The sequence below is a fragment of the Bacillus sp. SIMBA_031 genome (assembly GCF_046535225.1).
In the GTDB taxonomy this organism is placed as follows: domain Bacteria; phylum Bacillota; class Bacilli; order Bacillales; family Bacillaceae; genus Bacillus; species Bacillus velezensis.
On sequence record NZ_JAWRXC010000001.1, the window covers coordinates 205,738 to 219,240 of the forward strand.

Here is a 13,503-nt window from a genome sequence, read left to right on the forward strand (position 1 = left end):
TGAAAAAGCCGCCTGTCATATCAGGCGGCCTCTTCCGCGTCAATGCAAATATACATCAGCCCGCTTTTCATCCTTTTGCTTAATATAAGCTGCAAGCTCTGACGTCAAATCAGAACGGAGAAACGGGGTGATTAAATAAATTCCGTTAAACAGTTCGCACGCCGTGTCGAGAAGCGATTTGGCGATGGCGAGGCCTTCGGCTTTCTGCTTTCGCTTGTCTTCGCCGGCGAGCGCCATTTTTTCGCGGATGCTGTCTGACAGCTTAATGCCCGGGATTTCATGATGAATGAACTCTGCGTTGCGGCTGCTCGTTAACGGCATAATTCCGATATACACCGGTGTTTTGAGATGCTTCGTTTCATGATGAATGTCAATGAGCTGCTGCTCCGAGTAGACAGGCTGGGACACGAAGTAGTCAGCTCCGCACTCGATTTTTTTCTCCAGCCGTTTTACTGCTTTATCAAGATGGCGGACATTCGGATTAAATGCTCCGGCTACGGAAAAGTTCGTTTTCTTGCCGAGCGGTTTCCCTGATAAAGAAATGCCCTCGTTGAATTGTTTAATCAGCCTGATCAAGTCAAAGGACGTTAAATCATAGACGGAGGTAGCCCCCGGAAAGTCGCCGATTTTTGAAGGATCGCCCGTGATGGCTAAAATGTCGGTGAGCCCGAGCGTATCCAGCCCCATTAAATGTGACTGAAGGCCGATGATGTTGCGGTCTCTGCATGTAATGTGAACGAGAGAACGGATATCAAGGCGCTCTTTCAGCAATGAACCGCAGGCGGCATTGCTGATCCGCGGTGTCGCCAATGAATTGTCAGCGAGCGTCAGCGCTTCTATGCCGGTTTCTTTTAATTCAGCCGCCGCTTGCAGAAATTTGTCAAAATTCAATTTTTTTGGCGGATCAAGCTCCACGATAATTGACCGTTTTTTAGCGGCGATTTCGTTTAAACCCGGCTCGGTCCGTTCGTTGCGGACTGAGATGACTTCTTCTTCCCGTCTGATTTTCACTTCTTTCTCAGTGACGGGGGAAAGGCCGCGAACCGCTTCAGCCATGGCTCTGATATGGTTTGGCGTCGTACCGCAGCAGCCGCCGATAATGCGCGCGCCCTGAGTGCGGAACTGTACGGCGCTCTCCCGGAAATAGGCATCGTCCGTATCATAAACAAGCCGGCCTTCTTCTAAAGACGGAAGGCTGCTGTTCGGATAGACCGATAAATAAGCGTCACGGAAAATCGGCACTTCGGTGAGCGCTTCAATCATGTGGTACGGGCCGAGCCGGCAATTGATTCCCGCTATGTCAGCGCCGAGATCGGCAATGGACCTGAGTGCTTCCCGAAGCGGCGTTCCGTCCTGCAGCACGCCCTGTTCGTGCATGGATACGTTCAGCATAATCGGAAGTTCCGTTTCTTTTCTCGCTATCTTCAGCACTTCGCGGGCCTCTTCTAAATCATAGTATGTTTCCAGAAGCAGGCCGTCCGGCTCTTCGTGCAGCAATAAATAAAGCTGCTCCCGAAAGCTGCGTTTAATCTCCTCCAGGCTGTAGGCGTTTTTGTTAAAGGTGCGGATGCTGCCCATCGTTCCCAATACATAAGCGCCGCCTGAGGAAGCGCGCGCGATTCTGACCGCCTCCTGATTGATTTTTTTCGTTTCATCCTCAAGTCCGTATCTTGAGAGCTTAATAAAATTCGCGCCGTACGTATTTGTCTGGATGATGTCTGCCCCGGCTTCCACGTAAGCCTTATGTATCCGCTTGATTTCTTCGGGCTTTGATACGTTCAGTTCCTCAAAACATCTGTCAATGCCGTAGGAATAGAGGAGAGTGCCCATCGCGCCGTCACCGATTAAAATCCGTTCTTTTAAGTCTTGTAATAGTCCCATTGTTTGCCTCCTTCGTCACATTCAGCAAGGAAAAAAGAGAAATAAAAAAAGTCTTCTTAAGAAGAAGACTTTGTAATCATTTGTCTCTCTTCTTATCTTCCAAGCTGTTTTTAGCTTGCTGGATTTAGCACCTTGGTCATGGTTTGGGTTAAACCATTACACCGGTTGCTGAAGCGTCGTCGGGCCAGTCCCTCGGCTTCTCTTGATAAGAACGTTCATGTAATTGTCATGGGTTTCCAAAACTTAACTGTGAAAATCCCTTTCTCCAAATTTACCGAAAATAGAGACAATAATCAATAGGAATCACATAATTTATCTAAAATTAATAAATTGAACGTCAATCGGCAGGTCTGCTCCGCGGACGGCTGCAATAATCTGCTGCAGATCATCTTTATTTTTTCCGGTGACGCGCACTTGGTCGTCCTGAATCTGCGACTTGACCTTCAAGCCGGAGTTTTTAATCACCGCGTTGATTTTTTTGGCGTTGTCTTTATCAATGCCCTGTACAAGCTTCGCGCGCTGGCGCACCGTGCCTCCCGAGGCATTTTCGATTTTGCCGTATTCAATGTTTTTCGTCGGCACGTCCCGTTTGATCAGCTTGCCGCTCAGCACATCTTTGAGCTGATTCAGTTTAAACTCGTCATCAGAAATCAGGACAAGTTCTTCCTTTTCTAAAGTTACATCGCTTTTCGATCCTTTAAAGTCATAGCGCGTGCCGATTTCTTTCAGCGTCATCTGAATCGCATTCTGCACTTCGGGAAATTCAACTTTGGATACAATATCAAAAGAACTTTCTTTTGCCATGAGAAAACCTCCTATAACATTTCACTTATGAGTTGATTATAGTAGAATAAAGAGAAATGTCCAACAGCATAAGGCATGAATTTATGCATATTGGAAAAAATGAGAAAAACATCAGCCTCATACGGGCGAATCAGGAAGGACGATAACATGAGACCAGGGCAGCAGCTCACGCTTAGTATAGATCACCAAACCGATTTCGGTTATTTTTTAACCGACGGCGAGGATACGGTTCTTTTACATAACAGTGAAATCACAGAGGATATCGAAGACAAAGATGAAGTGGACGTATTTATTTACGTCGATCATCAGGAAAGACTCGCGGCGACGATGAAAAAGCCGCTCATCAGCTTTTATGACTACGGATGGGTGGAAGTGACGGACGCTGTGGAAGATATGGGCGTATTCGTCGACGTCGGTCTGTCAAAAGACGCGCTCGTCGCAACGGAGCACCTGCCTCCGTACAAATCCGTCTGGCCGCAAAAAGGAGACAGACTGTATTGCATGCTGAAGGTGACAAGCCGCGGGCGCATGTTTGCCAAGCCGGCGCCTGAAGATATCATCAGTGAATTATTTACGGATGCAGAGGAAGACGTCATGAATAAAGACCTGACGGGTACGGTGTACAGACTGATCGCATCAGGCTCTTTTCTGATTACCGATGAAGGCATCCGCGCGTTTATTCACCCTTCAGAAAGAAAAGATGAGCCGAGACTCGGCAGCCGCGTGACAGGGCGTGTCATCGAGGTGAAGGAAGACGGCTCGGTCAACATGTCTCTGCTGCCGAGAAAGCAGGATGCGCTTTCGGTTGACGCGGAAGAGATTCTGACCTATCTGAGATCAAGAAACGGCGCGATGCCATACGGAGACAAAAGCCATCCTGACGATATCCGCGAACGGTTTCATTTAAGCAAAGCCGCCTTTAAGCGGGCGCTCGGGCACCTGATGAAAAACGGCAAAGTGTATCAGGAAGACGGCTGGACATACGAAAAACAATAAATGTTCTGCAAAAACATCGGTGAACCAAAACCGATGTTTTTTATTTTCTCAAAAGCTCCTATGGCCCTCATTTGTTTATCACCCTGCCGAACATACATATTTTATTGAAATAAAATATTCTGACATCCGAACCGATATATAACTATAGAAAAAAACAAAAGGAGAGTTTCAATGAGAAAAATGGCGATATTTGCGGCTGTACTGCTGCTTGCGCTCAGCACGGCGGGATGTGCCGGCAAATCTGAGGAACCGGCGGCCGACAAAACGAAAACAATCGGTATCATGCTGACAGACAACGGCCTCGGCGACCAATCATTTAATGATTCAGGCTTTCAAGGTTTGATGAAAGCGAGAGACGAGCTCGGCATCACATTTGACTATCGGGAAATAAAAGATACCGGTACATACGAAAAAGGACTGACACAGCTTGTCCGGGAAGGCAATGATCTTGTGGTGGGGCTCGGTTACAGCATGCAGGCGGATTTAGAAAAGGTCGCCAAAAAATATCCGAAGCAGCGGTTTGTGCTGATTGATTCCGTATCAGACCTGGATAATGTCACCTCCGTCACGTTTAAAGAGGATGAAGGAAGCTTCTTAGCCGGAGCGCTGGCGGCCATGACGAGCAAAACCGGCACGATCGGATTTATCGGCGGTTCAGATGCCGACGTCATTAAACGGTTTAAAAAAGGCTATCTGAAAGGGGCGGAATCAGTCAAACCGAGAATCCGCGTGCTGTCGGACATCAGCGGGACGTTTGATGATGATAAGCTCGGGAAGGGCATCGCCCAAAACATGATCCGAAAAAAAGCCGATGTCCTGTTTACGGCGGCCGGCTTCACGGGTGTCGGCGCTCTGAAAGAAGCGGAGGCGCAAAAAGTATATGCCATCGGTGTTGACAGCGATCAATATTACACCGCCGAGCACGCCGTTATCTCTTCTTTAGTGAAAAACGTCGACCAAGTCATCTATGAATTGGCGAAAGATTTAACAGACAACAAGGAGATCAAAAGCGGAGAGATCGTTTACGGACTGAAGGAAAACGGCATGGACTTAGCTAAGATCAGAGTTGTCAAAAACGCAGGCGGGCTGACGAAAAAGATCACGGATATGAAAAACAGTCTGATTGAAAAAGGAGGCGATCTGAAGTGACATTACGGACAAGGCTGCTCGTTAACGCAGCCGTTACGATGATTTGCTTCGCCGCCGTCATCGGCTTTACCATCGTAAACATGATGAAGATTCAGGCTTCAAATGAAGATGAAGTGGACGCGCTGTTAAACGTCCAGGAAGCAAAAGCTGACCTTAATACGTTAAAAGAAAGCATCACCGGCTATTCCTATACGCTCGCAGACGCCCAGAAAGAAGATGTGCGAAGCTATATGAAAAGCAGCTCAGACAAACTGGCGGCGCTCAAAAAAACGATGACGGACGATGCGGACAAAGCCGCTTATGACAAACTCGCCAAAAAATACGAAACATGGCAGGCGGAGGCGGACGCTGCTCTTGATTCGAAAAGCCCGGCTGAAGCGACAAGGACGGCGGCCCGCATCAACGGTCTTCTGAATGATATTTATATGCTGAATCTGAAAAGCCGGGATTATTATGAAGACATGCAGAAGCAGACGGCTGACCAGATTCAGTTTATCGTTTACAGCGCAGCCGTGCTGACCATCGTGATACTTGCCGTCACCGTCATATCTTCCATCAGGCTGACGAAGAGAATCGCAGGGCCGATCCGCCGTATGGCTGAAAATGCCCGTCGTATTGCAGGAGGGAATCTTGCTGTTGAAATGCTTGATTATAAAGGGAAGGACGAACTGAAAGAGCTGAATGACTCATTCGGAATGATGGCTGAACAGCTCCGCACCTTAATTCAGGCGATCGGAGAGGTCGGCCGTGAAGTCGAGACTTTCGCGGAAGGTTTGACGAAGGAAAACCAGACGCTGAAGGACATGACCGAGCAGGTGTCCGTGTCGACGGAAGAAATGGCGCAAGGCTCCCAAACCATTTCAGAAGATCTGCAGCATGCGGTGCAATTCATTGAACAAATGGATGAACATTCAAAGGCGAACGCCGAACGTTCAAAACAAACGACGAGAAGCAGTGAAGAGACGATTGCGGCGGTGGCTGCGGGGCGCGGTGCTTTAGCCGAAACCAAGCAAGCCATTGATAAAAGCAATGAGACATCAAAAGAGATTTCCGAAGCCGCCGATCTCTTCATAGAGCATGCGGCAGGCATCAGTATGATGGCGCAGACCGTTTCTGACATTGCGGGCCAGACCAATCTGCTGTCATTAAACGCCGCAATCGAGGCGGCCAGAGCAGGCGAGGCCGGAAAAGGATTTGCCGTCGTTGCCGAGGAGATACGGAAGCTCGCAGACGAATCAGCCAAAGCGACCGCGCAGATTTTCGATATGGTAAAGCAAATTGAAGACGGCATCACGTCTATTACCGGAGCTGTCACGACCGGCGTCGCTTTAGCGGACAGACAGCAGGAGCTGATGGAGAAAACGTCAGAATCATTCGCCCATATTGAACAAAAAGCCGCCCATATTAAAGCGGAGCTTACTCAATTGGACGGACGGATCATCGAATCGAAACAGCTTGGTGAGCAAGTGCTGCATCATGCCGAAAGCATCAGCGCCGTCGTTCAGGAAACGGCTGCGGGAAGCGAAGAGATTTCTGCCTCCGCGCTTGAGCAGCTGTCTTCTTTTCATAAAATGGCGGAAAGCGTCAATAATCTGGTGAGCCTGACAGAGCGGTTAAACGATCAGGTCCGCCGGTTTACTTTGTAACGGGCTTTTGCCCCGCCCCTGATTTTTGCAGCCTGACATGAGTAACTTCTGAATGAAACACAAATACTGAATATATATGTGTTTATATTTATTCTTTTTCGTGAAAGGTGAAAAAAGAAGGGAGGAATCGGGATGGATGAACAAATTCCGCAGGAAAAGGGTCTTGATAATAGTCTGGCTTTATTACGCGATGGTTATGTATTTGTGAAAAAACGAGCGGAGAATTATCGCTCAGATGTGTTTCGCGCCCGTTTATTAGGGAAGACATTCATTTGTATGAGCGGAGCGGAAGCCGCAAAGCTTTTTTATGACACAGAACGATTTCAGCGGCAGCAGGCCCTCCCCAAACGGGTGCAGAAAACGTTATTCGGAACAGGGGCAATCCAGGCAATGGACGGTGAACGGCATAAGCACAGGAAGCTTCTATTTATGTCACTGATGACGCCGCCCCGGCAAAAACGGCTTGCGGAAGCGGTGGCAAAACAGTGGAAAGCATCTGCGGAAATGTGGGAGGGTTCAAACCGAATTGTCCTTTTTGATGAAGCGAAGAAAGTGCTGTGCCGGGCTGCCTGTGAGTGGGCCGGCGTCCCGCTGAAAGACTCAGAAGTGAAAGAGCGGGCGGAGGATTTCACCGATATGGTAGACGCATTCGGCGCTGTCGGACCGCGTCATTGGAAAGGCAGAAGGGCGAGGCTGAAAACGGAGAAATGGATAGAGGAGGTCATTGAGGATGTGCGGTCCGACAAGCTGCAAACGCCGGAGGGCTCAGCCTTGTATGAAATGGCTTTACATACAGAACTTGACGGGAACAGACTTGATTCTCACATGGCTGCTGTTGAGCTTATTAATGTTCTGCGCCCGATTGCCGCCATTTCTTACTTTATTACGTTTTCAGCTCTTGCATTGCATGATTACCCTGAATATCGGGGCAAACTGAGATCGAGAGATGATCAGGAGGCCGAAAGATTTGCACATGAAGTTCGGCGGTATTACCCGTTTGCCCCGTTTTTAGGAGCCGTTGTGAAAAAAGATTTTGTATGGAAGAACTGTGAGTTTAAAAAGGGTGCCTCCGTCATGCTTGACCTATATGGGACAAACCATGATTCCCGGCTTTGGGAGAATCCGAATGAATTTCGCCCGGAACGTTTTCAGGGGCGGGAGGAAAATAAATTTGATTTCATTCCCCAGGGCGGAGGTGATCCGGCTAACGGCCACCGCTGTCCGGGTGAGGGAATGACCGTGGAAGTCATGAAAACTTCCCTTGCGTTTCTTGCCAATGAAATAGAGTACGATGTTCCGTCCCAAGATTTGAGCTTCAGCCTGTCCAGAATGCCGGCATTGCCTGAAAGCGGATTCGTGATAAGTGATGTTAGACGCATATAGAACAAAAAACAGCCCTCTTTCTTCTAAGACAAGAGGGCTGTTTTGCTTTTACAGATGGTCCGGTTTTTTGGAATTCTGGTTTTTTCCCGCCTGCCGGTTTTTTTCGGCAAGCCGGTTCTTTTTCTGATTTACGGCGTTATTGTCCAACGGTTTTTTGTCATCATCTTTCATGCGGCAAAGCCTCCCTTCTGTCCGTTAGGATGCCCGCCCGCATTGAAATTATGGCTTCAGGAAAAAAATCGCGAGCGTGCCCGGCCCGGAGTGCGCGCCGATCGCAGAGCCAATTGAATGAAGAATAATCTCTTTCGGATGGAACGCTTCTTCAATCATTTCCTTCATTCGAAGCGCCGTCTCCTCGTTATCTGCATAGCTGATCCCCACGGTTTGATCCGCCCAATCGCCGCCTTCTTCCTTCATCATTTCTATAATCCGTTTAAACAGTTTCTTTTGTCCGCGCAATTTTTCGAGCGGCACGAGTCTGCCGTCATCCACATGCAGAATCGGTTTGATGTTCAAAAGCCCCCCGACAAAAGCGGACGTTTTTGAAATTCTGCCGCCCCGCGCGAGATAAGCGACATCATCGACCGTAAATATATGTTTCATCCGTGCGCAAAAGCTCTTTACAGACGTTTCGATTTCTTGTATTGTATTCCCGTTAACACAGAGTGTTTGCGCGTGCATCACCGCGAGGCCGCAGCCCAATGAAGCGCATTTGGAATCTACAATCCTTAAATCAAAATCGGGAAATTCCTCTTTTACTTCATTGGCGATCATTACGGCCGTCTGATAGGTGCCGGAAAGACCTGAGGAAAAGGCGATGTATATCGCCGGTTCTCCCAGTTCCGCGTATTGTAAAAATACTTTTTTTATCGTATCCGGTGATGCCTGGGATGTTTTCGGAACTTTCCCGTCCCGCATCGCTTGAAATATATGATCCGCCTGAATGGTGACCGTGTCCTCATATTCGTTTCCGTCAAGTGTTACGTGCAGCGGAATGAACCCGATCCGGTTTTCTTCAATATAAGATTTCGGCAGGTCAGAGGCGCTGTCAGCAATAAGGTGAACTGTCATCATAATTCCCTTCTTTCCGATTGGTGAGAGTGATGCCAACTATATCATATAAATGTGGCAAAATAGTGTTCAAAACTTTGTTTTAAGGGAAAAGCTAATAATGAAAATGAGCGGAGGAGCAAGCCATGGTACTAGAACAAGCAAAAAAATTAGCAATCGTCGTCATCGGCGCGTTTCTGTATGCGGCGGGACTGAATTTATTCCTGATACCGGCGAATGTATATGCCAGCGGTTTTACCGGTGTCGCCCAGCTGCTGTCAAGCGTCGTTGATCAATACGCCCCCTTTTATATTTCGACAGGAGTTCTCATGTTCCTCTTAAACATTCCCATCGGTGTGTTAGGGTGGCTGAAAGTCGGCAGATCATTCACTGTATACAGCATATTAAGCGTAGCGATGACGTCCGTCTTTATGGGAATTCTCCCGGAAATGAGACTGTCGCACGATATTCTTCTGAATACCGTATTCGGAGGAGTCATCTCAGCTATCGGCATCGGTTTAACGCTGAAATTCGGCGCTTCGACAGGCGGTCTTGATATCGTGTCGATGGTGCTGGCCAAATGGAAGGATAAGCCGGTCGGCACATATTTCTTCATTTTGAACGGGATTATCATTTTGACGGCAGGATTATTGCAAGGATGGGAGAAAGCATTATATACCCTTGTCGCTCTGTATGTCACAACAAGGGTGATTGACGCCATTCACACCCGCCACATGAAACTGACCGCCATGATCGTTACAAAAAAAGCCGATGAAATCAAAGAAGCGATTTACGGGAAAATGGTCCGCGGCATTACGACGGTGCCGGCAAAAGGCGCTTACACAAACGAACAGAAAGAAATGATGATCATCGTCATTACGCGGTACGAATTGTATGACCTTGAGAAAATCGTGAAAGAAGTCGACCCGAAAGCCTTCACAAACATCGTGCAAACGACGGGGATCTTTGGTTTCTTCAGGAAAGACTGATAGGAGCGGATAGAATGAAGTGGCTGTTTGGCCTGTTATTACCGGTCATTTTATTGATCGGATGCAGCAGTCAATCCGGGCAGAAGGAGCCCGCTGAGGAGGTATCCGGAGAGATGAATGAACAGCAAGCGGAATTAGCCGTAAACCCTGTGCAGACGGATCAGCAGATCGAATTTCAAATGTCTTTAAAAAACAAGAGCGAAAGCCCGATCGATTTCACATTCAGCTCAGGGCAGAAATTCGAATTGACCGTACATGACCAACATAACAAAGAACTGTATCGCTATTCAAAAGACAAAATGTTTACTCAGGCGTTTCAGACTGTGACCTTAATGCCGAATGAAACGTATGACTTTTCAGATGTGTGGAAGAACGTGCCCGGTCCGGGAACATACACGGTGACGGTGACGTTTTTAGGGAAGTCCGATCAGATCGGAAAAAGGCTGAAAACGGTAAAAACATTTGAAGTAAAATAAAAAAGCGGCGCCCTCGTCTAAACGGGGCGCCTTTTTTTATTGCAATTTCTCCAGCTGATCTTGAAATTGGTGCAGCTGCTGACGTTCTGCATCTGTCGAATTGGCGTACGCGGAAGATACGGCATTTTTGGCGCGTGAGACAGCTTTTTCCTGATCGCCGTCTTCGAAACCGTTAGCAATCATGACGGCCTGCTGGACAAATGACTTGGCTTGAGAAAACAGTTCGTTTCTCATTAAAAGTCAACCTGCCTTTCAGCCGAATCTTTTGCTGCATCATGCTGTGCTTCCTCTAATGTAGACCGATATGGAAATCTTGCGTCATGAAGACTGACAGAGTCCTTGCCTTGCTGAATAAACCGTTTTGATTTGTTTCGTTTACCCATTGCAATGTCCCCCTTCCATATTTAGACGAGATGAGTCGTCTGTTTTAGTATGGGCGGAAGGCTTTGTGTTATGAGCGGCAAAACCTCACAGGGAGAAATAGGATTTTAAAAACTCGGCGATTCCGTCCGCTTCATTTGATCCCGTGATGCGGTCGGCGGCCTGTTTGACTTCATCCGTGCCGTTTCCCATCGCTACGCCGCACCCGGCAAATCGGAGCATTTCAAGATCGTTGTCTTCGTCGCCGAACGCGATGATCCGTTCTCTCGGCACTTGGTAATAGTCGCTGATTTTCTTCAGGCCGACCGCTTTATTCATCCCGTGTTTAATAATTTCAATCACATGCCAAGGAGCCGCCCATCTTCTGTGGTCAATGACCTCGGCGTGCACATCGGATAAATGCGCGCGTATGTCCGCGACGTCCTCTTCCTTCGCGTGAATCAATACGGACGTCACATCCTCTTGGACCGTTTCGCGCAGATCGCCGAATGTGACATTCGCCGTATTCATATGAAACGCCTCAATTAAATGCTCATCATGATAATGGAAGTACACATCATCAATGATCTCAGCGAGCACATTATGTATTTGATAGGTCTCTGTAAGTTCGGCAAGCTGTCTGACCACATCGACAGATAAAGACGTGTGGTAGCGTCCCCATGACTCGTCTTTCGGGTGGTGGACAAACGCCCCGTTAAAATTGACAATCGGCGTTGTCAGCCCGAGCTCGTCATAATACATCGAACTGGAACGGAAAGGGCGGCCGGTTGAGATGCAGACATGATGGCCCGCTTCTTTCAGCGTCTGAATCATCCGTGCCGTTTCAGGGGAAATGGTTTTATCATCTTTTAATAAGGTTCCATCCAGATCTAAGGCGATGAGGTAAGGTTTTGTCTCCATAAATAACTCCTTTTGTCATATAATTTGCTGTTTTTCTCTTATGTACAGTGTAGCTTTTTACCATCTTTATTGTCTACATGTTACACTTATGATTATGGTTATCCTAAGGAGGGAGTCAACGTGATTCTTATTGATCATCAAACCGTATCAGGCATTCCGTTTTTACATATTGTAAAAGAAGAAAATCGGGACCGTCCCGCTCCCCTTGTTTTCTTTATTCACGGTTTTACAAGCGCGAAGGAGCATAATCTTCATTTCGCTTACCTGCTTGCTGAAAAGGGTTTCAGAGCCGTGCTGCCGGAAGCTCTTTACCACGGTGAACGCGCTGAACAGCTGTCAGCAGAAGAGCTCGCCGTCCATTTTTGGGACATTGTATTAAATGAAATCGAGGAGCTTGACGTGCTGAAAAAGGATTTTGAAGCGCGCGGTCTGATTGAAGACGGGCGGATCGGTCTTGCGGGCACGTCAATGGGCGGAATTACGACATTCGGCGCGATGGCCGCATATGATTGGGTCAAAGCCGGTGTCAGCCTGATGGGAAGCCCGAACTATACGGCGTTTTTTCAGCAGCAGATTGACCACATTCAAAAGCAGGACATCGACATTGACGTCACAAAAGAACAGGTCGATGAACTGTTTGCGCGGCTCAAACCGTTTGATCTCAGTCTGGAACCGGAAAAACTCCGGAGCCGCCCGCTGCTGTTCTGGCACGGCGTTCAAGACAAAGTCGTTCCGTATGCACCGACCCGCGGCTTTTATGAAACGATTAAACCTCATTACAGCAGCCGGCCTGACCATCTTCAGTTTCTGAAAGACGAACGGGCTGACCATAAAGTCCCGAGATACGCCGTTTTAGAAACCGTCGCCTGGTTCGATAAGCATTTATAAAGCACAAAGGTGTTAACAAAACCCGCTTTTACGTTATACTGAGGAAAAAGGAGTGATGGAACGTGGAAGAAGCATTAAAAGAAAACATCATGGGCGCCTTGGAGCAGGTTGTTGACCCTGAGCTCGGCGTCGATATCGTCAATCTCGGCCTTGTATACGACGTTGATATGGATGACGACGGTCTGACGCACGTTACGATGACACTGACATCAATGGGGTGCCCGCTCGCTCCGATCATCGTCGACGAGGTGAAAAAAGCGCTCGCCGACATTCCGGATGTAAAAGAGACGGAGGTCCACATCGTTTGGAATCCGCCGTGGACAAGAGACAAAATGTCACGCTACGCAAAAATCGCATTAGGGATTCAGTAATAAGAAAATGCACCTCGGATTTTAGGTACATCCTAAAGTTTGGAGGTGCTTTTTTTTGTCTGCATATAAGCGACAGTGAGGGTTTGTTTTGGATCGCAAACAAACCTTTATATATAAAATTTCATATGAGGTTTATCTTTTTTGTAATAGGACAGTCTGTCTTGGAGTGTACCTGTGTGGAATTCAAATTTATGCCCATCGGGATCAGTAAAATAAATTGACTTTTGATCTTGTTTATCTCTTGGACGTCCATTTAATATATTTACATTTAGATTTTTTAATCTTTGATGTATTGCATCAAAATCTTTTGGATCAATTGAAAAAGCCATATGTGTGTAGGATTTATGTATTTCATTTCTTGGTATATCCGCCTCTAAGTTAAGTGCAAGCCAAAGCCCGTTCAGATCAAAATATGCTGTCTTTTGCCCTTTAACCAGGAGTTGTGCATGAAATACTTTCTCATAAAATTCTATAGATTTTTCCAAATTTGAAACAGAAAAAAGAAGATGATTGATTCCTTTTATGTTTATTTTCCCCACCTCATTTAACATGTTTGTTTTAAACAATCCCTTTGGTAATACATCTGCGT

General features: G+C 47.3%; 16 protein-coding genes and 1 riboswitch. Of the genes, 8 read left to right on the forward strand and 8 right to left on the reverse strand.

The window, feature by feature from the left end; translation table 11 throughout:
• Positions 1-39: 39 nt before the first annotated feature.
• Positions 40-1,881 (reverse strand): bifunctional homocysteine S-methyltransferase/methylenetetrahydrofolate reductase, encoded by a 1,842-nt coding sequence (locus SB724_RS01095; RefSeq protein ID WP_410569794.1) that lies wholly within the window; start codon positions 1,879-1,881, stop codon positions 40-42.
• A gap of 89 nt (positions 1,882-1,970) precedes the next feature.
• Positions 1,971-2,093, reverse strand: a riboswitch (SAM riboswitch).
• Between the two features lie 100 nt (positions 2,094-2,193).
• Positions 2,194-2,685: a YajQ family cyclic di-GMP-binding protein gene (locus SB724_RS01100; protein ID WP_012117263.1), complete on the reverse strand. Its 492-nt coding sequence runs from the start codon at positions 2,683-2,685 to the stop codon at positions 2,194-2,196.
• 99 nt (positions 2,686-2,784) lie between these two features.
• On the opposite strand from SB724_RS01100, the gene SB724_RS01105 reads away from it, so the two are divergent.
• From SB724_RS01105 to cypC, 4 genes are all read left to right on the forward strand, one after another.
• Entirely contained in the window at positions 2,785-3,681 is an 897-nt protein-coding gene (locus tag SB724_RS01105) for a CvfB family protein (RefSeq protein WP_180960760.1), read from the forward strand.
• Positions 3,682-3,852: 171 nt separating this feature from the next.
• Positions 3,853-4,830 carry a BMP family lipoprotein gene (locus SB724_RS01110; protein WP_410569796.1) on the forward strand — a complete coding sequence of 326 codons (978 nt, stop codon included), beginning with the start codon at positions 3,853-3,855 and terminating at the stop codon, positions 4,828-4,830.
• Positions 4,827-6,476, forward strand: a complete 1,650-nt coding sequence (locus SB724_RS01115) for a methyl-accepting chemotaxis protein (protein WP_410569798.1) — start codon at positions 4,827-4,829, stop codon at positions 6,474-6,476. Before SB724_RS01110 ends, SB724_RS01115 begins: the two co-directional genes overlap by 4 nt.
• A 132-nt stretch (positions 6,477-6,608) precedes the next feature.
• Positions 6,609-7,859: a CYP152 family fatty-acid peroxygenase CypC gene (gene cypC / locus SB724_RS01120; protein WP_410569800.1), complete on the forward strand. Its 1,251-nt coding sequence runs from the start codon at positions 6,609-6,611 to the stop codon at positions 7,857-7,859.
• Between the two features lie 48 nt (positions 7,860-7,907).
• Here the strand turns inward: cypC and SB724_RS01125 are convergent, their stop codons facing one another.
• Both SB724_RS01125 and SB724_RS01130 read right to left on the reverse strand, forming a co-directional pair.
• Entirely contained in the window at positions 7,908-8,030 is a 123-nt protein-coding gene (locus SB724_RS01125) for a hypothetical protein (RefSeq protein ID WP_003155105.1), read from the reverse strand.
• Between the two features lie 48 nt (positions 8,031-8,078).
• The gene (locus SB724_RS01130; RefSeq protein ID WP_029325952.1) at positions 8,079-8,930 is read right to left on the reverse strand and encodes a DegV family protein; all 852 of its coding nucleotides are present in this window, start codon (positions 8,928-8,930) and stop codon (positions 8,079-8,081) included.
• A gap of 125 nt (positions 8,931-9,055) precedes the next feature.
• Here SB724_RS01130 and SB724_RS01135 point away from each other — a divergent pair, with 125 nt between their 5' ends.
• Both SB724_RS01135 and SB724_RS01140 read left to right on the forward strand, forming a co-directional pair.
• Positions 9,056-9,898: a YitT family protein gene (locus tag SB724_RS01135; RefSeq protein ID WP_007610547.1), complete on the forward strand. Its 843-nt coding sequence runs from the start codon at positions 9,056-9,058 to the stop codon at positions 9,896-9,898.
• A 14-nt stretch (positions 9,899-9,912) separates the two neighbouring features.
• Entirely contained in the window at positions 9,913-10,374 is a 462-nt protein-coding gene (locus tag SB724_RS01140) for a BsuPI-related putative proteinase inhibitor (protein ID WP_105937880.1), read from the forward strand.
• Positions 10,375-10,410: 36 nt separating this feature from the next.
• On the opposite strand, the gene SB724_RS01145 is transcribed toward SB724_RS01140, so the two are convergent.
• The 3 genes from SB724_RS01145 to SB724_RS01155 form a co-directional block, all read right to left on the reverse strand.
• Positions 10,411-10,608, reverse strand: coding sequence for a DUF3813 domain-containing protein (locus tag SB724_RS01145; protein ID WP_003155097.1), 198 nt, complete (start codon positions 10,606-10,608; stop codon positions 10,411-10,413).
• Positions 10,608-10,757 (reverse strand): hypothetical protein, encoded by a 150-nt coding sequence (locus SB724_RS01150; RefSeq protein WP_003155094.1) that lies wholly within the window; start codon positions 10,755-10,757, stop codon positions 10,608-10,610. The genes SB724_RS01145 and SB724_RS01150 overlap by 1 nt, the downstream gene beginning before the upstream one ends.
• A gap of 85 nt (positions 10,758-10,842) precedes the next feature.
• A complete protein-coding gene (locus SB724_RS01155) occupies positions 10,843-11,655 on the reverse strand; it encodes a Cof-type HAD-IIB family hydrolase (protein ID WP_410569803.1) in 813 nt (270 codons plus the stop codon).
• A gap of 120 nt (positions 11,656-11,775) precedes the next feature.
• On the opposite strand from SB724_RS01155, the gene SB724_RS01160 reads away from it, so the two are divergent.
• Together SB724_RS01160 and SB724_RS01165 are read left to right on the forward strand one after the other, a co-directional pair.
• Positions 11,776-12,543: a prolyl oligopeptidase family serine peptidase gene (locus SB724_RS01160; RefSeq protein ID WP_007409140.1), complete on the forward strand. Its 768-nt coding sequence runs from the start codon at positions 11,776-11,778 to the stop codon at positions 12,541-12,543.
• Positions 12,544-12,605: 62 nt separating this feature from the next.
• Complete coding sequence (locus SB724_RS01165) at positions 12,606-12,914, forward strand: metal-sulfur cluster assembly factor (RefSeq protein ID WP_003155088.1); 309 nt, start codon at positions 12,606-12,608, stop codon at positions 12,912-12,914.
• A 107-nt stretch (positions 12,915-13,021) separates the two neighbouring features.
• On the opposite strand, the gene fosM is transcribed toward SB724_RS01165, so the two are convergent.
• Positions 13,022-13,465 carry a FosM family fosfomycin resistance protein gene (gene fosM, locus SB724_RS01170; RefSeq protein ID WP_038457588.1) on the reverse strand — a complete coding sequence of 148 codons (444 nt, stop codon included), beginning with the start codon at positions 13,463-13,465 and terminating at the stop codon, positions 13,022-13,024.
• Between the last annotated feature and the right edge of the window lie 38 nt (positions 13,466-13,503).